Source organism: Algihabitans sp., from assembly GCF_965226985.1.
In the GTDB taxonomy this organism is placed as follows: Bacteria; Pseudomonadota; Alphaproteobacteria; order Kiloniellales; family DSM-21159; genus Algihabitans.
In genome coordinates, this window is record NZ_OZ245712.1 from 2,856,182 (window position 1) to 2,875,650 (window position 19,469).

The 19,469-nt window shown below is 67.3% G+C and carries 20 protein-coding genes; 4 read left to right on the forward strand and 16 right to left on the reverse strand.

Annotated features, from left to right (window positions below; genetic code table 11):
- Positions 1 to 192 precede the first annotated feature (192 nt).
- On the forward strand, positions 193 to 567 hold the full coding sequence (locus ACO054_RS13030; RefSeq protein ID WP_421707013.1) for a winged helix-turn-helix transcriptional regulator: 375 nt from the start codon (positions 193 to 195) through the stop codon (positions 565 to 567).
- Here ACO054_RS13030 and ACO054_RS13035 read toward each other — a convergent pair.
- Genes ACO054_RS13035 through ACO054_RS13065 form a run of 7 tightly spaced genes read right to left on the reverse strand, consistent with a single transcriptional unit; the run spans position 503 to position 8,769 of the window.
- A complete protein-coding gene (locus ACO054_RS13035; protein ID WP_421707014.1) occupies positions 503 to 2,539 on the reverse strand; it encodes a TRAP transporter permease in 2,037 nt (678 codons plus the stop codon). The two genes, ACO054_RS13030 and ACO054_RS13035, sit on opposite strands and share 65 nt — an antisense overlap.
- A 3-nt stretch (positions 2,540 to 2,542) precedes the next feature.
- A complete protein-coding gene (locus ACO054_RS13040) occupies positions 2,543 to 3,511 on the reverse strand; it encodes a TAXI family TRAP transporter solute-binding subunit (RefSeq protein ID WP_421707015.1) in 969 nt (322 codons plus the stop codon).
- A gap of 32 nt (positions 3,512 to 3,543) precedes the next feature.
- Positions 3,544 to 4,188, reverse strand: a complete 645-nt coding sequence (gene maiA, locus ACO054_RS13045) for a maleylacetoacetate isomerase (RefSeq protein ID WP_421707016.1) — start codon at positions 4,186 to 4,188, stop codon at positions 3,544 to 3,546.
- Positions 4,185 to 4,898 (reverse strand): fumarylacetoacetate hydrolase family protein, encoded by a 714-nt coding sequence (locus ACO054_RS13050; RefSeq protein WP_421707017.1) that lies wholly within the window; start codon positions 4,896 to 4,898, stop codon positions 4,185 to 4,187. Before ACO054_RS13050 ends, maiA begins: the two co-directional genes overlap by 4 nt.
- Positions 4,899 to 4,955: 57 nt before the next feature.
- Positions 4,956 to 6,017 carry a gentisate 1,2-dioxygenase gene (gene gtdA, locus ACO054_RS13055; RefSeq protein WP_421707018.1) on the reverse strand — a complete coding sequence of 354 codons (1,062 nt, stop codon included), beginning with the start codon at positions 6,015 to 6,017 and terminating at the stop codon, positions 4,956 to 4,958.
- Positions 6,018 to 6,028: 11 nt separating this feature from the next.
- Positions 6,029 to 7,627, reverse strand: a complete 1,599-nt coding sequence (locus ACO054_RS13060) for a benzoate-CoA ligase family protein (protein ID WP_421707019.1) — start codon at positions 7,625 to 7,627, stop codon at positions 6,029 to 6,031.
- A complete protein-coding gene (locus ACO054_RS13065) occupies positions 7,624 to 8,769 on the reverse strand; it encodes an FAD-dependent monooxygenase (protein WP_421707020.1) in 1,146 nt (381 codons plus the stop codon). Before ACO054_RS13065 ends, ACO054_RS13060 begins: the two co-directional genes overlap by 4 nt.
- Positions 8,770 to 8,887: 118 nt before the next feature.
- Here ACO054_RS13065 and ACO054_RS13070 point away from each other — a divergent pair, with 118 nt between their 5' ends.
- Both ACO054_RS13070 and ACO054_RS13075 read left to right on the forward strand, forming a co-directional pair.
- Positions 8,888 to 9,307 (forward strand): acyl-CoA thioesterase, encoded by a 420-nt coding sequence (locus tag ACO054_RS13070; RefSeq protein ID WP_421707021.1) that lies wholly within the window; start codon positions 8,888 to 8,890, stop codon positions 9,305 to 9,307.
- Positions 9,304 to 10,092 (forward strand): IclR family transcriptional regulator, encoded by a 789-nt coding sequence (locus ACO054_RS13075; protein ID WP_421707022.1) that lies wholly within the window; start codon positions 9,304 to 9,306, stop codon positions 10,090 to 10,092. The genes ACO054_RS13070 and ACO054_RS13075 overlap by 4 nt, the downstream gene beginning before the upstream one ends.
- A gap of 18 nt (positions 10,093 to 10,110) precedes the next feature.
- Here ACO054_RS13075 and ACO054_RS13080 read toward each other — a convergent pair whose 3' ends face one another.
- Positions 10,111 to 10,440 (reverse strand): RidA family protein, encoded by a 330-nt coding sequence (locus tag ACO054_RS13080; RefSeq protein ID WP_421710363.1) that lies wholly within the window; start codon positions 10,438 to 10,440, stop codon positions 10,111 to 10,113.
- A 165-nt stretch (positions 10,441 to 10,605) separates the two neighbouring features.
- Between ACO054_RS13080 and ACO054_RS13085 the strand changes: the two genes are divergently transcribed.
- Positions 10,606 to 11,235: an HD domain-containing protein gene (locus ACO054_RS13085; protein WP_421707023.1), complete on the forward strand. Its 630-nt coding sequence runs from the start codon at positions 10,606 to 10,608 to the stop codon at positions 11,233 to 11,235.
- A gap of 16 nt (positions 11,236 to 11,251) precedes the next feature.
- On the opposite strand, the gene ccoS is transcribed toward ACO054_RS13085, so the two are convergent.
- From ccoS to ccoN, 8 genes are all read right to left on the reverse strand, one after another.
- Positions 11,252 to 11,404 (reverse strand): cbb3-type cytochrome oxidase assembly protein CcoS, encoded by a 153-nt coding sequence (ccoS, locus tag ACO054_RS13090; RefSeq protein WP_421707024.1) that lies wholly within the window; start codon positions 11,402 to 11,404, stop codon positions 11,252 to 11,254.
- 115 nt (positions 11,405 to 11,519) lie between these two features.
- A complete protein-coding gene (locus ACO054_RS13095; protein ID WP_421707025.1) occupies positions 11,520 to 13,739 on the reverse strand; it encodes a heavy metal translocating P-type ATPase in 2,220 nt (739 codons plus the stop codon).
- Between the two features lie 15 nt (positions 13,740 to 13,754).
- Entirely contained in the window at positions 13,755 to 14,252 is a 498-nt protein-coding gene (locus ACO054_RS13100) for a FixH family protein (RefSeq protein WP_421707026.1), read from the reverse strand.
- Positions 14,249 to 15,790, reverse strand: a complete 1,542-nt coding sequence (gene ccoG / locus ACO054_RS13105) for a cytochrome c oxidase accessory protein CcoG (protein ID WP_421707027.1) — start codon at positions 15,788 to 15,790, stop codon at positions 14,249 to 14,251. Before ccoG ends, ACO054_RS13100 begins: the two co-directional genes overlap by 4 nt.
- A gap of 126 nt (positions 15,791 to 15,916) precedes the next feature.
- Positions 15,917 to 16,789 (reverse strand): cytochrome-c oxidase, cbb3-type subunit III, encoded by an 873-nt coding sequence (ccoP, locus tag ACO054_RS13110; RefSeq protein ID WP_421707028.1) that lies wholly within the window; start codon positions 16,787 to 16,789, stop codon positions 15,917 to 15,919.
- A 4-nt stretch (positions 16,790 to 16,793) separates the two neighbouring features.
- Positions 16,794 to 16,991 carry a cbb3-type cytochrome c oxidase subunit 3 gene (locus tag ACO054_RS13115; protein ID WP_421707029.1) on the reverse strand — a complete coding sequence of 66 codons (198 nt, stop codon included), beginning with the start codon at positions 16,989 to 16,991 and terminating at the stop codon, positions 16,794 to 16,796.
- Positions 16,988 to 17,713: a cytochrome-c oxidase, cbb3-type subunit II gene (gene ccoO / locus ACO054_RS13120; protein ID WP_421707030.1), complete on the reverse strand. Its 726-nt coding sequence runs from the start codon at positions 17,711 to 17,713 to the stop codon at positions 16,988 to 16,990. Before ccoO ends, ACO054_RS13115 begins: the two co-directional genes overlap by 4 nt.
- A gap of 13 nt (positions 17,714 to 17,726) precedes the next feature.
- Entirely contained in the window at positions 17,727 to 19,229 is a 1,503-nt protein-coding gene (gene ccoN / locus ACO054_RS13125; RefSeq protein ID WP_421707031.1) for a cytochrome-c oxidase, cbb3-type subunit I, read from the reverse strand.
- Positions 19,230 to 19,469: the final 240 nt, after the last annotated feature.

The following is a 19,469-nucleotide window of genomic DNA, read 5'->3' on the forward strand; positions in this document are numbered from 1 at the left end:
GGCAGACAGACGTTCGGTCGGGATCTCATCCGGGCGGGAACCCGAGACCCTACAGCGGCGTTCAGTCCAGACCTCGCCGTGGCGGGTCCGTCTTGTAACGAGATGCCGCTATTGAGATATTTTCGCAAGTACCCACATTTTTGTAAGTAATGGAAAAACACGACCGGAGCGTCGCGCAGCGAGGGATCGGGCATGGCACGCAACTACGACTGGAAGACCGGCTGCGACGTGGAGGCGACGCTCTGCGTCATCGGCGGCCGCTGGAAGCCGGTGCTGGTCTGCCACCTGCTGGAGGGCAGTAAGCGGTTTGGCGAGCTCTGCCGCCTGACGCCCAACGCGACCGAACGCATGGTGACCCTGCAGCTGCGCGAGCTGGAGGCGGACGGCGTGATCTCCCGCCATGTCTATGCGGAGGTGCCGCCCCGGGTGGAGTATTTCCTGACGCCCTTCGGCCGCACGCTGGAGCCGATCCTGATGCAGATGCAGGACTGGGGTCAGACCTTCAAGCGCCGCCGTGCGGCCCAGGAGGCGCTGGATCGGACGGAACTCGGCCTGACGGGAAGCTGACCGAGCGCCGGAGCAGGCTGGCCGCGTAGACACCGCCCCCGAGCGACAGGCCGAGCGCGTTGACCAGCAGCGCGTAGGGCGCCGTCTGGGGATAGAGCAGCAATACACCCGCCAACAGGAAGCCGACGCGGCGCAGCGGCCCCGGTGCCCCCGCGATCCAGCCGACCGAGGCGGCCGAGATCAGATAGACCCCCGCCGCCGCCGCCGCGACCGACCAAAGGATGTCCCCCGGCTCCCCCATCATCAGCAGGGCCGGCGAGAAGACGAAAAGAAACGGCACAATGTAGGCGGCCCAGCCGTAGCGCATCGCCGTGACCGCCGTCTGCATCGGCCGCGCCTCCGCGATGGAGGCGGCGAAGAAAGCGCCGATGCCGACTGGCGGCGTCACCATGGACATCATGCCGAGATAGAAGATGAAGAGGTGGGCGGCGATCGGCTCCACCCCGCTCTGGACCAGCGAAGGGGCGATGAGGACGGCCAGCAGCAGATAGACGCCGACCGTGGGCATGCCCATGCCGAGGACGAGACAGACGCCGGCCGCGATCAGCAGGAGCAGCAGCAGGCTGCCGTCCCCAAGTGCCACGAGAGAGAAGGTGAGCGCGAAGCCGAGACCGGTGATGTTCAGCACCCCGATGATGAAACCGGCGGCAGCCGCGATCATGACAATGTCGACGACCGAGCGACCGGTATCGGTCACGGCCTGCAGAACCGTCCCGACGGCCATGCGCGCGCGATAGCCTTTCGCCAAACCGACAAGCAGCGCGGCGACACAGCCCCAGAGCGCCGCCGTCTCCGGACGCTGCCCGAACCAGAAGAGCGCGGCGACGATCACCGCGAAGGGCAGGACGAAGACCCAGCCGCGTGCCATCACCCGCCGCGCGGAGGGGATCTGCTTGCGGTCCACCAGGGCAATGCCGTCGCGCGCAGCCTGCAGGTCGACCTGGACGAAGACGGCCAGGTAGTAAAGCGCGGCCGGGATGACGGCGGCCACGACGATGTCGGAATAGGGCCTCTGCAGGATGTCGGCCATCAGGAAGGCGACGGCCCCCATGACCGGCGGCACGATCTGACCGCCGGTGGAGGCGACGGCCTCGATCGCGGCCGCCTGATGCCGCTTGTATCCGGCCTGGGCCATCATGCGGATGGTGACGACGCCGGTCGCCACGATGTTCGAGACGACCACGCCGGAGATAGAGCCAAACAGGCCCGAGGCGACGACGGCGATCTTGGCGGAGCCGCCGCGCCGCCGGCCCATGGATGCCATGGCGATGTCGTTGAAGAAGTCGGCGCCGCCCGACTTCAGCAGGAGCTGGCCGAAGAAGACGAAGGCGATGACAACCGTCGCCGCGATCATGAGGGTCAGGCCGAACAGCCCGTTCGCATCGAAACCGAGATAGATCAGCAGCCGCTCCGGCGCGACGAAGCGGGTCTGCAGATCGCCCGGGATCAGATGCCCGAGCAGGCCCAAGGCGAGAATCCCGAGGACGACGAGCACCAGCATCCAGCCGGTGGTGCGCCGCAGCCCCTCCAGCACCAGCGCCAGCAGGATGGCAGCGAGCGCCAGCCCCTCCAACGGCAGGTTCATCTGCGCGCTCACCAGTCGCGGGTAGTGGAGGGCGATCCAGAGACCGCCCGCCAGACCGAGGGCCGCCAAGGTCCAATCGAGCGGCGGCCAGCGCGATGCCCGAACCAGAAACACCTGCCCGAGCGAAAGCGCCAGAACGACGGCCAGAAACTGCTCGCTGTAAAAGCTGTAGCCCAGCCGTGCCGGAAGATCGCTGGCCCAGACGATGGCAACGAGGGTCAGCGCGAAGGCAAGCAGTCCGCCGCCGCGCCGGGACAGCGGCGAGACGGCGGCCGCCCTGGCTCTCGCCTCTTCCGCCCAGGACTCGCCGGCTTCCGGCTGCCCCACCCGCGCGCCCGCAGCGGTCGAGTTTGCAGCGGTTGAATTCGCAGCGGTGCGGGACCGCACGGCCTAGAAGGCCTTCTTGGCGATGGCGTTCTCCTCGAAGAAGCGGACGGCGCCAGGGTGATAGGCCACGCCGGGATAGTCGACATAGGCGGCCTCGGCGGAGAAGGCGCGCAGCGGCGGATAGGCTTCTCCCAAGGCTTCCCCGGCATCGGCCATCGCCGTCAGCAGGGCCTGCACCGTCTCGTCGGGAACATGCGCGCCGGCGACCAGGACGTTATCCCAGGTCACCATCATCATGGGCGCCTCGATCCCGACGCGGAAGGGTGCCGGCGTCACCTCGGAGAAGTAGAAGGCCGGCCGCACCGCCCGAATGCGCTCCAGCGCCGAGGCGTCGCTGTCGATTTCCAGGAAACGGACGCCCTCGACCGCCGCATCGACCTCGGCGACCTTGGGACCGCCGACCGCGAAGAAGGCCGCATCGGTCCGGCCCGAGACCAGATCGTCAGACCCGCGGATCAGGCCGGGCACCGGAACCCCGACGACATCGTCGTAGGTCAGGCCGCCGGCTGTCAGAATGGCCGAAACATGGGAGTTGGCGAGGGGGAAGGCATCCCAGCCGGAGGAGACGCGCTTACCCTTCAGCTCGTCGATCCTGGAGATGCCCAGGGAATCGCGAACGTAGAGGCCGACCGGCAGGGCGTTGAGCTTGGCGACGATCCGCAGGCCGCTCTGCGCGTTGTCTCGATAATCGGCCTCTCCGGCGACGGCGACGATCACGTCGTTGACGTCGTTGATCGAGAACTCGGCCAAGCCTTGATGGACGGCCTGCATCATCGCCAGATTGCCGCCGTAGGGCTGCACGACCATGCGCACATCGCCGTGCTCGCGGACGGCGCCGGCGATCACGTTGCCCATGGTGTTCCAGACCGAGCCCTGGGGCAGGGTCGCGATGGAGACGGTCTGCGCCGCCGCGGCCCCAACCGAAAAGGCCAGAACGGCGGCGCTATGGATCAGCGTCTTCGTCAGCTTCATATCTTCCTCCCATGGAAAGCGAACGGCCCGCGCTATTCCGCGTCGGGCTGATTGTTGGGCGCCGCCGCCTCGAAGGCCGGCAGCGCCATGCAGGCGTCGAAGATGCGTTGGATCGTCGGCGTGTCGGCGAGCGAGATGGAGAAACGCCGGTTGTTGATCACCTGTCCCGCCAGGCAGAGGTCAGCGAGGCCGGGGGTCTCCCCGTGGCAGAAGGTGCCGGTCTCCGGCTCCCGCGACAAACGCTGCTCCAGCGCCGCGAAAGCCTGCGCGACCCAATGGCGGAACCAGGTCGCGACCGCCTCCTCATCCGCGCCGAAAGTCTCGGTCAGATAGGTGAGCACACGCAAGTTGTTCACCGGGTGAATGTCCAGCGCGACGGCATGAGCGAGGCTGCGCACCCGCGCCCGCCCCCAAGGGTCCGACGGCAGCAGCGGCGGTCGAGGCGTGGTTTCGTCGAGCCACTCGATGATGGCGAGAGACTGGGCCAACGGCCCCTGCGGTGTCTCCAGGGTCGGCACCAGGCCCTGGGGATTGAGTGCGAGGTGGTCGGCGCCGCGCTGCTCGCCCTTGCGCAGGGCATAGGAGACGTAGTCGTAGTCGAGCGCCTTGAGGTTCAGCGCGGCACGCACGCGGAAGGAGGTGGAAGACCGAAAGAAGTTGTGCAGGACGAGGGTCATGATGAGGACGGTCCGAGCGGCGGCCCGATCGGCGTCTCGATTTCTCCCAACCCTTCGACGCCGCCGGTGATGACGTCACCGGGGACCACCGGCCCGACGCCGGCCGGCGTGCCCGTCATGATGAGGTCGCCAGGGGCCAGCGCGATGGAGCGGGACAGGATCGAGACGTGTTCGCGCACCGACCAGATCAGATCGGCGAGATCCGCCTCCTGCTTGATCTCGCCGTTCACGGCCAGCCAGATCCGGCCGTGGTCGACCGAGGGGACCGCCGACATCGGCGTCAGGGGCGCGATGGGTGCGGAGAGGTCGAAGGCCTTGCCGAAATCCCAGGGCCGGCCCTTGTCGCGCGCGGCAAGCTGCAGGTCGCGGCGGGTCAGGTCGATGCCGACCGTCGCACCCCACAGGTGGTCCAGGACCGCGTCGGCGGGAATGTCTCGGCCCCCCTGTCCCAGGGCGACCACCAACTCGATCTCGTAGTGGAAGTTCGTCGTCTCCGGCGGATAGGGAACCTGCTGCCCGCTGTCGACCACGGCATCGGCGGGCTTGGTGAAGAAGAAGGGCGGCTCGCGATCCGGGTCCTTGCCCATCTCGCGCGCGTGGGCCGCATAGTTGCGGCCGACGCAAAAGATGCGGCGCACCGGAAAGCGCGCCGCCGAGTCCCGCACGGCGACGGAGGCCTGCGGCGGCGGCGCGATGACGAAATCGGTCATGGTCTGAAGAGCCCTTGCACTGTCTTCACGGATTGCTGCTGTCATCGATTTCCCTACCTAGCGATCGCCGCGCCGCTCGCGCCAGAGACCGAGCTTTTCCTGGACCGGGCGATCCGAGTAGCTGAAGAGGACCGCGTCCTCGTCTGTCCGATGCACGACCTCGCGCCAGGACGGCACGACCACGACGTCGCGCGGCGCCCAGGCGAAGCTCTCGCCGTCGATCTCGATGGTGCCGGAGCCCTCGACCCCGACGAAGACGGTGGCGTCGGTCGAGCGATAGGGCTGCGTCGCGAAGCCCTTCGGCAGAAGCTGGAGACAGGTGCCGATGGTCGGCATGGCCCAACCGCCGTCGAGCGGATTGACGTAGCGCATCTTGAGGCCGTGCCAGGGGTCCCAGTCGCCGCGGACACGCAATTGCTCCAGGGCCTCACGCGCCTGTGCATAGGGATAGTTGAAGATCGGCGAGGTCGGCGTGGCCTTCTCGTAGCCCAGCGGCAGCATGTTGGCGCCGAAGCGCGCCAGGCTGTCGCCCTCGGGTGTGGTGATCGGCTGCTCGTCCTCCCCGAGACCTTCGGCGAAGGAGGCGTCGAGAAACTGGACGATGGGAATGTCCAACCCGTCGAGCCAGAAGACTGGCGCGTCCGAGGTATTGCCGTGATCGTGCCACTCCCAGCTCGGCGTGATGATGAAGTCGCCGAAGTGCATCTCGGTCTTCTCGCCGCCGACGGCCGTATGACCGCCCTCCGCCTCCAGGACGAAACGCAGCGCCGACTGGCTATGGCGGTGCGCGGGCGCCACCTCGCCGGGCATGACGAGCTGAACGCCGCAGTAGAGCGACGTCGTGACCTTGGAGGTGCCCTTGAGGCCGGGATTCTCCAGGATCAGCACGCGCCGCTCGGCCTCCTTGGCGGTGATGAAATCCGCCGCCTCCATCAGGCGGGCGCGCACGGCCTCATAGGTCCACTTGACGGCAAGGCAGGGGCTCTTGGGCTCCGGCGTGATGATGCCCGACATGACGGACCAGAGCGCCCGCAGGTTCTCCGGCTCGATCTCCGCATAGAAGGCGTCGCGCACTCCACTGTCGGGGGATGCGGTCGCGACAGACCGTTGAGATGCCATAGCCGTCTCCTTCAGGCGCTGATGGCTTGGGAGGGGGCGAGACGGCGAAGCGCCTGCCGGTCGATCTTGTCGGTCCCGGTCTTCGGAAGACTCTCGACGAAGAGAATCTCGCGCGGGTACTTGTGCGGCAGCAGCTTGGTCTTGGCGTAGGTCTTCAGTTCCTCGGCCAAGACGACGTCGGCTTCGATCCCGCGCGCCGGGGCGATCCAGGCTTTGATCGTCAGGCGTTTGTCGGCCATCTCCACGGCCTGAACACAGGCCTCCAGAACCTTGGGATGCTCGTTGAGCAACCATTCGATCTCGAGCGGATAGACCCACTGGCCGGAGACCTTGACCAGATCGTCGGCCCGGCCGCGAAAGAAGTAGAAGCCGTCTTCGTCGCACAGGAAGCGGTCGCCGGTGTCGATCCAGCCGTCCCGCATCGTCTCGGCCGTCTTCTCAGGACGGTTCCAATAGAGTTCGGCCCCCGAGAGACCGCGCACGGCCATCACGCCTTCCTCCCCAACCTGGGCGTCCCGCCCGTCGGGGGTCAGCAGTCTGACGGCGTAGCCGGGCACGACCCGTCCGGCCGAGCCGCTCTTGCGCCGCGCCTCGTCGTTGGAGAGGTAGATGTGCAGCATCTCGGTGGAGCCGAGCCCTTCGACGATGTCGAGACCGAAGCGCCGCTTCCAGGTCGCCGCGATATCGGCCGACAGCACCTCGGCGGCGGAGATGCAGAGTCGGACCGAGGAGAGGTCGGCGCGCTCCGACGCTTCGTCGCGCGCCAGCGCCGTGTAGAGCGTCGGCAGTCCGAACAGCAGCGTCGGCTTGTGTCGCGCGATCAGTTCGAAGACGGCGGCCGGCTGCGGCCGGCCCGGCATCAGCAAGGTCGCGGCGCCGCAAGACAGGGGAAAGGCGACCGAATTGCCGAAGCCGTAGGCGAAGTAGATCTTGGGAATCGAGAAACAGATGTCGTCCGGGCCGATCTTCAGGATCCGCTTCGCGTAGGTCGCCGCGATGTAGGCCGCATCTTCGTGGCGGTGGACGACGCCCTTCGGTCGCCCGGTCGAGCCAGAGGAATACATCCAGAAGGCCATGTCCCGCCGGCCGGTCGGGCTCTCGGGAAGATCGGTCGAGGCGGACACCCAGGATGGCGTCTCCTCGGCGACGAGCAGAGTCCGGCAGGCGGTCTCGGTGATTCCGGCGGCGGAGACGAGGTCCTTGTAAGCGACGGAGACGACGGCGGCGACCGCACCGCTGTCCTCGGCGAAGAAGCGGATCAGTTCGGGCGGCGAGAGGGTATTGAGCAGGACGGGAACGAGGCCGGCCCGCAGAGCCCCCATGATCGCGGCCGGATAGGCCGGTTCGTCGTCCATGATAAGCAGGACGCGCTCGCCCGGCCGGGCGCCGCCGGCCAGAAGGGCATTGCCGATCCGCGCCGCCTCCTCGGCCAGCCGGCGATAGCTCCAGACACCGCCCTCGCCGATCACGGCCGGGGCGGCAGCACGTTGCGGGAGATTGTCCCACAGCAGACGCGACGCGTTGTAGCTCTCCGGAAGCGAGAAGCCGACCTCCGCCGCCAGGTCGGCGAGACTCGGCCTGTCGCTGGAGACGGCGGACCCCGCGCTCACGCCGCCAGCTCCAGGTCGATACCCCGTGTCTCCAGGGCGGCCGTGAAGCCGGGCGCCATCCCGCGCAACCGCTCCGCGTCCAGGCGCCCGGCGCGACGGATGTAGCTGAGCGCGAAACGCCAAGGGTCGAGGGCCATCTGCCGGTCGAAGGCCTCGTACCAATCGCAGGAGCGGCGGGCGGCGGAGACGATCTTCTGCAGAACGGGCTGGCGTTCGGACTGATAGGCCGGCAAGGCCGAGGCGACGTCCCAGTCGTGGGCCTTCAGCGCGCGGACCAGGGCGATCACGTCCTCCAGCGCCAGACGGGTTCCCGAGCCGATGGAGAAGTGCGCGGTGTGAAGCGCGTCCCCGACCAGCACGCGATTGCCGCTGTACCAGGTTCGGCAGGAGAGATCGGGGAAGCGCCGCCAGAGGGAATTGTTGGGTATGAGACGGGCGCCCTCCAGCGTCTCCGCGAAGAGGCGGGCGCAGGCCTCGCGGTAGGCCGGCTCCTCCATCTCGGCGAAGCCGGCGCGGCGGAAGCTTTCGGCCGTGGTCTCCACGATGAAGGTGGAGCGGCCGGGAGCGTAGGCGTAGTGGTGCGCGTTCATGGGACCGTAGTCGGTCTCGATGAAGGTCTGAGTCAGCGCGGGAAACTCGCGGTCGGTTCCGTACCAGACGAAGCGGTTGTTCCGCTCGCTGAGATCCTCGCCGAAGGACTGCGCCGCCGACCGCCGCACCAGAGAGTTCAGGCCGTCGGCGCCGATGACCAGATCGGCCTCGGGCAAGCTGTCCAGAGAGTCGATTCTCTTGCGGTAGGTGGGCTGAATGCCGAACTCGGCGGCGCGGCCCTGCAGCAACTGCATCAGTTCCAGCCGGCCGATCCCGGCGAAGCCCACGCCATCGATCACGATCCGCTCGCCGCGATGAACGATGGCGATGTCCGACCAGCGTTTCATGTGCGGCTCGATCAGATCCGCTGTCTCGGGATCGTCCTCCCGCAGAAAGGCCAAGGCCTGGTCGGAGAAGACCACACCGAAGCCGAAGGTCGCGTCCGGCGGGTTCTGCTCGAACACCGTCACCTGCGCGTCCGGGCGCGCTCGCTTCATCAGGATCGCGGCATACAGGCCTGCCGGGCCGGCGCCCATGACGACGGTTCTCACCTTATCCTCCCAATCTGCGGCCGTGTTCGCGGAGACGATCCGCCACGGCTCTCTAATTTCGTAATTAATTATGCTATGCGTAATTTTGTCAAGCTATGGCCAAAGGGGGAGGAGTGAGATGACGTCCTACATTGCGCGAAGGCGAGTCGACTGGGGGGACTGCGATGCCGCCGGAATCGTGTTTTATCCCAACTATTTCAGATGGATGGACAGCGTCTTCCACGAGCTGACCGAGAGCGTCGGCTTCGACCAGCGGCGTTTGCAGGAAGAGTTCTCGCTGCTCGGGACGCCGCTGGCCGACGCCGGCTGCAGCTTCAAGGCGCCGGCCCGCTACGGCGACGATCTGGAGGTCGCCGTGGCGGTCACGCGGGTCGGGGAGAGCAGCCTGTCCCTGCTCTACCGCTTCGCCTGCGGAGAGCGTGCCGTCGCCGAAGGTCGCGAGGCGCGCGTCTTCGTCCAGGCAAGCGTTTCCGGACTTGCCAAGGCGCCGATTCCCGCCCCATTACGGCAGAAACTGGAGAGGCTTCATGCGGGATGACGCAGACGGGCGGCAGCGCCGGAAACGAGAGCGCCGAAAGCGATAGCAGCGCCGGCGGCGATACCGGGCGGGGGCGCGGCGTGCAGGCTGTCGAGACGTCGGTGCGCATTCTGCGCGCGGTCGCCCAGGGCGGCGGTCCCCTATCGCTGTCCGACATCGCGGCGCGGGTCGGCATGGCACCCGCGAAGGTGCACCGCTACATGGCGAGCTTCATCCAGGCCGGCATGATCGACCATCGCGGCAGCGGCCGCTACGACCTGGGCCCGGTCGCAGCCGAAATCGGTATGGCGGCCGTCGCACGGGTCGACGTGGTCAACCGCGCCGCCGACGGCATGGCCGCGCTGGTCGACGAGACGGGCTGCACCGCCATGCTGTCCGTCTGGGGCACACGCGGCCCGACCGTGGTGCGGTGGGAACGCGCCGCGACGCCGCTGGTCAGCATGCTGGGGATCGGATCGGTCCTGCCGGTCACCCGCTCGGCGACCGGTCAGGCCTTCCTCGCCTACCTGCCGGACCGCGTCGTCGAGGAGGCGGTGCGGCATGAATTGGGACCTGACACGAAAGTCGATACCCAAGCCCTGCGCCGCGCCGTTCGCGCGCGGGGCCTGGCGACGGCGGACCAGGACTACATCCCCGGTCTCTATGCGATGGCCCGCCCGGTGCTCGATCTGCAGGGCAATGCGGCGGCGGTGATCACCCTGATCTCCACCGACCGTGCGCTACTCGACGAAGACGGCCCGGTCTGGCGCCGCATGCTTGCCTGGCAGGACGCAAGCCAGTCCTGACGCGGAAACCCCCGCGCCTCAGTCGCAGGCGGCCGTGACGATGATCTCGACCCGCAATTCCGGACGTGCGAGGCGGGCTTCGCCGCAGGCGCGGGCCGGTGCGTCGCCCTCGGGCACCCAGGCGTCCCAGACTTCGTTCATCTCGGCGAAATCGGACATGTCGGCCAGCCAGACGATGGCCTGCAGGATGCGCTCCCGCGAGGAGCCGGCGCGCGCGAGCAGCGCGTCCACGCGCCCCAAACAGTCGCGCGTCTGCTCGGCGACGGAGGCGCCCTCTCCGACCTGGCCGCAGAGGTAGACCGTTCCGTTGTGCTTGACGATCTTGCTCATCCGCTGGCCGACGTCCATACGCTCGATCACGCGTTTCCTCCCGAATGAAGTGATGTTTGGCAGGCGCCCGCCAGGACGGCGAAACGCGAAACCGTTCAAGGACCAATGAGTAGACCGGATCGTCGCCCATTGGAATCGCTTTGCGATTCCAGAGCATTGCGATTCCCTCTAGTCTGCCGCGCTATGGCGACCGCTCCCAAAACTACGACCGCGCCTCCGCCGACGGCGGCCCCGCGTGCCTGGCAGCGCATGCTGTCGGGCCGGAGGCTGGACCTGCTCGACCCCTCGCCGCTGGATGTGGAGATCGAGGATATCGCCCAAGGGCTGTCGCGCGTGGCGCGCTGGAACGGCCAGACCAGCGGCGATTGGGCCTACAGCGTGGCCCAGCACAGTTTGCTGGTGGAGCGGATCGTCCGGCGGCTGGAGCCGAAGCTGACGCGGGACTGGCAGCGCGCCGCCCTGCTACACGACGCGCCGGAATACGTGGTCGGCGATCTAATTACGCCCTTCAAGGCGGCGGTCGGCCCCGGCTACAAGCAGTTGGAGAAGCGGCTGATGCAGGCGATCCATCTGCGCTTCGGCCTGCCGGCCTTGCTGCCCGAGGGGATCGCGGCCCTGATCAAGCGGGCCGACGGTATCGCCGCCTACATGGAGGCGACCCAGCTCGCCGGCTTCGAACGCCCCGCCGCCGACAAGATCTTCGCCCGCCCGCGCGGCAAGGTGGCCGTGGAGATTCTGGCCTGGGCGCTGGAGCCCGTCGCACCGCCACAGGCCAAGGCGGACTTCCTCGCCCGGTTCGAGGAGCTAGCGTAGTCAGCCGTCCCGATCCTCAGGGCCTCTCCTCGTCGTCGTCGAAGAGGATGCGTTCGGCCGCACCGTCCAGGTCGTCGTACTGGCCCTTGCGCAGGGACCAGAGGAAGGCGCCGAGGCCGAGCAGGCCGAGGAAGAGCGCGGCCGGGATGAGGTAGATCAGAACGTCCATGCCGGCATCATATCGGAGCGGATCGGGACGACCTCAAGCGATTCCTGCCACCCGAACAGGGCCGCACAGCTTTGTTTCCGGGGTCGGCAGGTGCTGCGCCCTACTTGCGACCGGCCTACTTACGACCGGCTAGGCGCAGAGCGTTGCAGATCACGATGATGGAGGAGCCACTCATGGCGGCGGCGGCGATCAGCGGCGTGACGAAGCCGGCGACCGCGAGCGGAATGGCACAGACGTTGTAAGCCAGTGCCAGACCGAAGTTCTGCTTCACCAAGCGGTCGGAGCGACGGGCGACCTCCAGCAGGTCGATCACCGGCGTCAGGGAGTCGCCCTGGAAGACCGCGTCCGCCGCCGTCTGGCTGATGTCCACCGCGCTGGAGGGCGAGAGCGAGACCGAGGCGGCGGCCAGGGCCGGCGCGTCGTTCAGGCCATCGCCGACCATTAGGACCTTGCGGCCCTGGGCGGCCAGGGCCTCCAGCCGCGCGACCTTGTCGCCCGGCGCCAGTTCGGCCCGCCAGACCGGGATGTCCAGCTCGGCTGCTACGGCGGCAACAGTGGGCGTGCGGTCGCCGGACAGCAGCTCGACCTGCAGGCCCCGCCGTTTCAGGTCGGCCACCACCTGGAGGGCATCCGGCCGGGCACGGTCGGTGAAGCCGAAGCGTTGGGGCGCCTTGCCGGGACGAGTCAGCCAAAGCTCGGGACCCTCCTCGGCCTCGGCACCGGCCACATCATGAGAAACGGCCGTCCAGCGCCGGCTGCCGAGACGAATCTCACCCGCTGGCGTTTCCAGCAGCAGGCCGCAGCCCGGAATCTCCTTCACGCCCTCCGCCGCCGGCACGTCGGGTGCGGCACGCGCGACCGCGCGGGCCAGCGGGTGGCGGCTGGTGGCGGCCAAGGCGGCAGCCGTCTCCAGCGCCTCCGGCTCGATCACCAGATCGACCAGTTCCGGCCGGCCCAGAGTCAGGGTGCCGGTCTTGTCGAAGACCACGCTGTCGACCACGGCCAGACGTTCCAGGGCGGTGCCGGACTTCAGGAGCAGGCCCTTGCGCAGCAAGCGGCCGCTGGCGATCACCTGCACCGCCGGAACGGCCAGACCGAGCGCGCAGGGGCAGGTGATGATCAGCACGGCGATAGCGATCATCAGCGCCGGCTGCCACTCCAAACCGCCGAATTGCCACCAGCCGAGGAAGGTGAAGAGCGCCAGCAGGTGCACCACCGGTGCATAGACCCGCGCCATGCGGTCGGCCAAGCTGACGAACCGGGCGCGGCGCTGTTCGGCCACCTCCATCAGCCGCACGATCTCGGCCAGCAGGGTCTTTTCGCCGGTGGCCGTGACCTCCAGCGTCAGGGGCGCGGCCATGTTCAGGGTTCCGGCGAAGACGCGGTCACCCTCAGCCGCGCGGCGCGGCAGGCTCTCGCCGGTGATCAAGCTGCTGTCCAGTTCGCTCTCGCCCGAGAGGACGCGCCCGTCGACGGCGATGCGCTCACCCGCCGCCGCCAGCACCCGCATTCCCGGTTCCACCTGCTCCGGCTTCAGCAGCAGGCGCTTGCCGCCCTCGCCGATCACCGTGACCGCCTGGGCGCCAAGGGACAGCAGGCGCTCGGCGGCCGAGCGCGCCTTGCCTCGCGCGCGCCGGTCCAGGTAGCGGCCGATCAGCAGGAAGAAGAGCAGCATCACGGCGGAGTCGAAGTAGGCGTGCTTGCCCTGGTTCATGGTCTCGACCAGGGACATGCCCGAGGCCAGCAGCACGGCGAGCGAGATCGGCACGTCCATGTTGGTCGTGCGTGCCTTCAGCGCCGTCAGGGCGGAGCGGAAGAAGGGGCGGCCCGCGTAGACGATCGCCGGCATGGCGATCAGCGCCGAGAACCAGTGCATCAGGGTCCGGGTCGCCGGCCCCATCCCGTCGACGTGGCCGGCCCAGACCGCGACCGACAGCAGCATGACGTTGGCGGCGGCGAAGCCGGCGACGGCCATGCAGCGCAGCAGCTCGCGCTCCTGCCGGGCATCGTCGGCGGTCAGGCGCGCCGGCTCGTAGGGCATGACCTTGAAGCCGAGATCCTCGACCTTGCGGGTCAGCTCGCCGCCCTGGGCCGCCGATCCGTCCCAGGCCAGCACCATGCGCCGGGTCGTCAGGTTCACCCGCGCTTCGCGCACACTCTCCAGCGGCTGCAATGCGGACTCGATCTTACGCACGCAACCGCCGCAGTGCAGGCCCTCGACCATCAGATGCAGACGGCGGCTCCCCGCCTCGTCCAGCTGCACGTAAGAGGTGACGTCGGCGCGCCCCTGATCCAGTTCGGCCGCAGTATCCGGGGCGGGGTGGGCAAGCGCCATGGCGGTCCTACTGCTCTACTGCCGGACGAAGAGTCGCTGGCCGCTCTGGTGACGGCGGCCATGCTCCTCCACCGTCACGCGGGCGTCCCAGACGCCCTCCAGCGGCAGATCGACGAAGACGCCGTAGCTGCCGTCGGCGCGCAGCTGCAGTTCGTGACGGGAGTCGAAACCCTCGGTGGTCGGTCGGACGAAGGCCACCGCGACCCGGTCCGGGTAGAGCCGCTGCCCGTCGGGCCCGCTCACGGCCACCGCGAAGTCGAGCACCCCGTTGTCCAGGGTTTCCGACGTCAGCCTGACCTCCCACCCCAGCGCCTCCTGCCGTTCGACGGCGGCGAGGCGCCTGTTGTACTCGATCCCGTCCCGGTAATGGGTCTGGGTGGTCAGGCCGGTCCAGGTGGAGAGCGCCACCGTCACCATGATGCCGTTGACCGTGAAGATCACCAGGAAGAAGGCGACGAACAGCCAGGGAATCCAGCGCCCCTCGCGGGTTAGGTTATGCAGCAGAGTGGTCATGGCTCCGGTCCTCGGAAAACGCTGTCATAGGTTACCAGGTCGCCGCGCGCGGGATCACTGATCTGGAACAGGATCGGCAGGGATTCGCCGGTCAGGGCCTCCGCCGGGGCACGGATGTAGACCTGGTAGGTCGCGACCGAGTCGGGATCGGCCGTCAGGGTCGCAGTTCGCCCGGTGGTCTCCAGGTTGACCACGTCCAAGCTGGAGGCGGCGACGCCGTCGCCCAGTTGGTAGGTCAGCGTGAAGCTGCGCGGCTCCCGGGTCATGTTCAGGATCTTGATGCTGTAGCCATTGCGGATGTCGCCGTTCGACAGGGTGACGAAGAGCGGCGAACGGTCGTGCAGGACGTTGACGTCGACGTTGGCCCGGGTGACGTAGGTCACCAGCATCGCCAGGGCGACGCCGAGGAACAGCATGGCGTAGAGGAGCGTACGCAGGCGCAGGAGCTTCCACTTGGGCTTCGGCTTGCCGGTCTCCAGGGCGATCTGGTTCGCCTCGGTGTCGAAGGTGATCAACTCCTTCGGCCGGCCGATCTTCTCCATCACCTCGTTGCAGGCGTCGATGCAGAGACCGCAACCAATGCATTCGAGCTGCTGGCCGTCGCGGATGTCGATGCCGGTCGGGCAGACGGCGACGCAGGCGGTGCAGTCGATGCAGTCGCCGCGACCGTCCCAGGACTCGCCCTTCTTGTGCTTGCCGCGGGGCTCGCCGCGCCAGGGCTGATAGGTGACGACAAGCGTGTCCTCGTCGAACATCGCTGCCTGGAAACGCGGCCAGGGGCACATGTAGGTGCAGACCTGTTCCCGCGACCAGCCGGCCAGCAGGTAAGTCGTAGCGGTGAAGAGGCCGACGAAGAAGTAGGTACCGGTGGAGGACTGCCCGGTGAAGAACTCCGCCACCAGGGTGGGCGCGTCCTGGAAGTACATCACCCAGGCGCCGCCGGTGAAGAGCGCGATCCCCAGCCAGGCGAGGTGCTTGAGCGTCCGCTTGCGCAGCTTGGCACCCGACAGCGGTTGCTTGTCGAGGCGCAGCCGGGCGTTGCGGTCGCCCTCGATCTTCCGCTCGACCCACATGAAGAGGTCGGTCCAGACCGTCTGGGGACAGGTGTAGCCGCACCAGATGCGGCCGAACAGCGAGGTCACGAAGAACAGGCCGACGGCGCCCAGCACCAGCAGACCGGTCAGGTAGTAGACCTCTTGCGGCCAGATCTCGATGAAGAAGAAGTAGGCGCGCGCGCTGGCGATATCGATCAGCACGGCCTGGTCCGGCGCGTCCGCTCCCCGGTCCCAGCGGATCCAGGGCGTGATGTAGTAGATCGCCAGCAGCAGCCCGAGCACGGCCCATTTGGCACGCCGGATCGGACCGCGCACGTCGCGCGGATGAACCTTGATGCGGTCCGCGTAGAGGGGGGAATCGGGATTCTCGGCTTCCTTCCAGGAAACCGCCGCCTCGTCCTCCACTTCGGTGGCCGCCAGATCGACCAGCCGGGCCGGCGGCTCCGGCAGACCGCTGTCGTCCTTGCGTAGCGCTTCGGCCATTATGCTTTCGCTCCTAGCGCTGGTGCCCGCACCGAACCCGTCTCAGGATCCGGCCGGGCCGTCCGCCGCCTCGGCGCCTTCGGGGCGCGGTCTCTCCAAGGCGCGCCCCGCCGAGCTCGGCTCGTCCTACTGACCGCCGCCCAGCGAGTGGACGTAGATCGCCAGCATCTTCACGGTCTCGCTTTCGAGACGGCCGCCGAAGGGCGGCATGACACCGTGCTGCGGATTGACGATCTGGGCCAAGACCTCGTCGCGCTCGCCGCCGTAGAGCCAGATGGCATCGCTCAGGTTGGGACCGCCCAGGTCCGTGATGCCCTCGCCCTGCTCGCCGTGACAGGCCGAGCACTGAATGGCGTAGATCTCGGCCCCCGGCTCCAGGTCCGCACCCTCTGGCGCCCGGCCTGACAGGGAGAGAACGTAGTCGGTCACCTGCTCGATTTCCTCCGGCGCCAACAGGCCGTCGCCGTAGGCCGGCATCATGTTGAAGCGGGTCTCGGGATTCTCCTCCCAACGCACGCCGTGAGCGATGGTCTGGTGGATGGCATCGAGCGAACCGCCCCAGATCCAGGCATCGTCGGCCAGAACCGGAAAGCCACCGTCGTTGCCCTGACCGGCGGCGCCGTGACAGGCCGCGCAGTTGTCGGCGAAGGCGATGGCCCCGCCGCGCTGGGCGAAGGTGAAGAGCGTGCTGTCGGCCCGGATTTCCTCCAGAGAGGCCTCCTGCACGCCGACCAGGAACTCGCCCTGGCGCTCGCGGGCATCGGCGATCTGATCGCGCACCTGATCGCGGCTGGACCAGCCGAGCAGACCCTTGGTGTAGGTCGTGCCGAGCGGAATCGCCGGATAGAGCACCATGTAGCCGATCGACCAGACGATGCAGGCGTAGAACACGTAGAGCCACCACTTGGGCAGGGGCGTGTTCAGTTCCTTGATGCCGTCCCACTCGTGGCCGGTCGTGTCCTTGCCGGTCAGCCGGTCTTTTTCGATTTTCGTCGGCATCGCGCTATCCGTCCTTCTGATCGTCCCGGCCGGCGTCCTTTTCCATCTTCGGCGCCTCGCGGAATGGGATATCGGCGTAGTTCTGCATCTGCGACTTGCGGCGCCGGCTGGGCCAGAGGACCCAGAGGACAATGCCGCTGAAGATCACGACGAGCAGAACCAGCCAGAGACTGGTGGCGAACCCGTAGAGCTGTTCGATCACTGGACCAGTTGCTCCGGTTCGACCTCGGTGAAGTCGACCATCTGACCGAGGATCTGGAGGTAGGCGATGATGGCGTCCATCTCGGTCAGACGCGTGGGATCGCCGTCAAGATCGCCCACCACGGCCTTGGGGTAACGCTGCAGCAGGCCGGAGTGATCCGCGTTCGGATCAGCCTGCGCCTGCATGTCGTTCGCCGCTTCCGCCACCATCTCCTCGTCGTAGGGCACGCCGACGATCTGCTTAGCCTCCAGATGCGCCGCCTTCTCGCTCGGATCCAAGGTCCGCTCCAGCATGAAGGCGTAGGGCGGCATAATGGATTCCGGCACCACCGCGCGCGGGTCGATCATGTGCGCGACATGCCATTCGTTGGAGTACTTGCCGCCCACCCTGGCCAGGTCCGGCCCGGTACGTTTCGAGCCCCATTGGAAGGGATGGTCGTACATCGACTCCGCCGCCAGTGAGTAGTGCCCGTAGCGCTCCACCTCGTCGCGGAAGGGACGCACCTGCTGCGAATGGCAGGTGTAGCAGCCCTCCCGGATGTAGATGTTGCGTCCGGCCAGTTCGAGCGGGGTGTAGGGGCGCACGCCCTCCACCCGCTCGATGGTGCTCTCGATGGTGAAGAGCGGCGTGATCTCGACCAGCCCGCCGATGGAGACGGTGATCAGGACGAGCACCGTCATGAGGGACAGGTTCTTCTCGACGATATGATGATGCTTGAACATCGTGGCGCCCCCTTTACTCGGCTGCCTGACCGGCCGCGGCGGATGACACGGGACGGGTCAGAATCGGCCGCTCGTCACGGATTTCGCCACGCGCCGTGCGGATCAGGTTGTAGACCATGATCAGGGAGCCGACGAGGAACAGGACCCCGCCCATCGCCCGGATCACATAGAAGGGATGCATCGCCTCGACGGTCTCGACGAAGGAGTAGACCAGGAAGCCGAGCTCGTCGTAGGAGCGCCACATCAGGCCCTGCATGATGCCGCTGATCCACATCGCCGTGATGTAGAGCAGGATGCCGATGGTCGAGATCCAGAAGTGATAGCCGACCAGCCGGATCGAGTAGAGCCGCCGGGCGCCCCACATCTTCGGCACCAGGTAGTAGAGCGCGCCGAAGGTGATGAAGGCGACCCAGCCGAGCGCGCCCGAATGCACGTGACCGACGGTCCAGTCGGTGTAGTGGCTGAGGGCGTTGACCGGCTTCACCGACATCAGCGGCCCTTCGAAGGTGCTCATGCCGTAGAAGGCGACCGAGGTGACGAGGAAGCGCAAGACCGGGTCGGTGCGCAACTTGTCCCAGGCGCCCGACAGGGTCATCAGTCCGTTGATCATACCGCCCCAGGACGGCATCCAGAGCATCACCGAGAAGGTCATGCCCAGGGTCTGCGTCCAGTCCGGCAGGCTGGTGTAGTGGAGGTGGTGCGGACCGGCCCAGATGTAGAGGAAGATCAGCGCCCAGAAGTGGATGATCGAAAGGCGGTAGGAGTAGACCGGCCGCTCGGCCTGCTTGGGCACGAAGTAGTACATCATGCCCAGGAAGCCGGCGGTCAGGAAGAAGCCCACCGCGTTATGGCCGTACCACCACTGCAGCAGGGCGTCCTGCACGCCGGAGAAGAGCGAGTAGCTCTTCGCCCCGGTGAAGGAGACCGGCACCGCCAGGTTGTTGACGATGTGCAGCATCGCGATGGTCACGATGAAGGCCAGGTAGAACCAGTTGGCCACGTAGATGTGCGGCTCGCGGCGCCTAAAGATCGTGCCGGCGAAGACGACCAGGTAGACGACCCAGACGATCGTCAGCCAGAGGTCGACGTACCACTCCGGCTCGGCGTACTCGCGGCCCTGGGTGATGCCGTTGATGTAGCCCCAGGCGGCCATGACCAGGAAGAGTTGGTAGCCGAAGAAGATGAAGGCCGCGCCCTCCTCCCCACCGAACAGCCGTGCCCGGCAGGTACGCTGCACGACATAGAGCGAGGTGGCGATCAGCGCGTTGCCGCCGAAGCCGAAGATCACGCCGGAGGTGTGGACCGGCCGCAGCCGCCCGAAGGTCGTCCAGGACTCGTTGAAGTTCAGTGCCGGATAGGCGAGCTGAAAGGCGATGATCACGCCCATCAGGAAGCCCACCACGCCCCAGAAGACCGTCGCGATGACGAAGAGGCGGATGACGTCGTCGGCGTAGTCGAGCGCCGTCGAGCGTTCTGACCCTGCCCCAGCCGTCGCGGTTGCCGCAATGTCGCTCATGAAGCGCGACCTTTCTTGCTGTTCTTTAAGTATTCCACTCTGTCGCGCGAGAAACTTCCCCGGTCCAACCGCGCACAAGCAGACGCACCTGTCCCCGCCAACATCCGCCAGACAACTCCAGGGACCCGGCCCGGCACATTGACGTGCGTCAATGCCCGAGAAGGTCTTTACGCGCTCCATTGCAGGGTGGGGGCAGGCAAATTGCCGCAGCAGGCAGGTCGACAAGCTGTCAATACTGTC

Coding starts and splice junctions, on each gene's coding strand:
- ACO054_RS13030 (WP_421707013.1), top strand. CDS start 193: ATGGCACGCAACTACGACTGGAAGACCGGCTGCGACGTGGAGGCGACG.
- ACO054_RS13040 (WP_421707015.1), bottom strand. CDS start 3,511: ATGAAGCTGACGAAGACGCTGATCCATAGCGCCGCCGTTCTGGCCTTT.
- maiA (WP_421707016.1), bottom strand. CDS start 4,188: ATGACCCTCGTCCTGCACAACTTCTTTCGGTCTTCCACCTCCTTCCGC.
- ACO054_RS13050 (WP_421707017.1), bottom strand. CDS start 4,898: ATGACCGATTTCGTCATCGCGCCGCCGCCGCAGGCCTCCGTCGCCGTG.
- gtdA (WP_421707018.1), bottom strand. CDS start 6,017: ATGGCATCTCAACGGTCTGTCGCGACCGCATCCCCCGACAGTGGAGTG.
- ACO054_RS13070 (WP_421707021.1), top strand. CDS start 8,888: ATGACGTCCTACATTGCGCGAAGGCGAGTCGACTGGGGGGACTGCGAT.
- ACO054_RS13075 (WP_421707022.1), top strand. CDS start 9,304: ATGACGCAGACGGGCGGCAGCGCCGGAAACGAGAGCGCCGAAAGCGAT.
- ACO054_RS13080 (WP_421710363.1), bottom strand. CDS start 10,440: ATGGACGTCGGCCAGCGGATGAGCAAGATCGTCAAGCACAACGGAACG.
- ACO054_RS13085 (WP_421707023.1), top strand. CDS start 10,606: ATGGCGACCGCTCCCAAAACTACGACCGCGCCTCCGCCGACGGCGGCC.
- ccoS (WP_421707024.1), bottom strand. CDS start 11,404: ATGGACGTTCTGATCTACCTCATCCCGGCCGCGCTCTTCCTCGGCCTG.
- ACO054_RS13095 (WP_421707025.1), bottom strand. CDS start 13,739: ATGGCGCTTGCCCACCCCGCCCCGGATACTGCGGCCGAACTGGATCAG.
- ACO054_RS13100 (WP_421707026.1), bottom strand. CDS start 14,252: ATGACCACTCTGCTGCATAACCTAACCCGCGAGGGGCGCTGGATTCCC.
- ccoG (WP_421707027.1), bottom strand. CDS start 15,790: ATGGCCGAAGCGCTACGCAAGGACGACAGCGGTCTGCCGGAGCCGCCG.
- ccoP (WP_421707028.1), bottom strand. CDS start 16,789: ATGCCGACGAAAATCGAAAAAGACCGGCTGACCGGCAAGGACACGACC.
- ccoO (WP_421707030.1), bottom strand. CDS start 17,713: ATGTTCAAGCATCATCATATCGTCGAGAAGAACCTGTCCCTCATGACG.
- ccoN (WP_421707031.1), bottom strand. CDS start 19,229: ATGAGCGACATTGCGGCAACCGCGACGGCTGGGGCAGGGTCAGAACGC.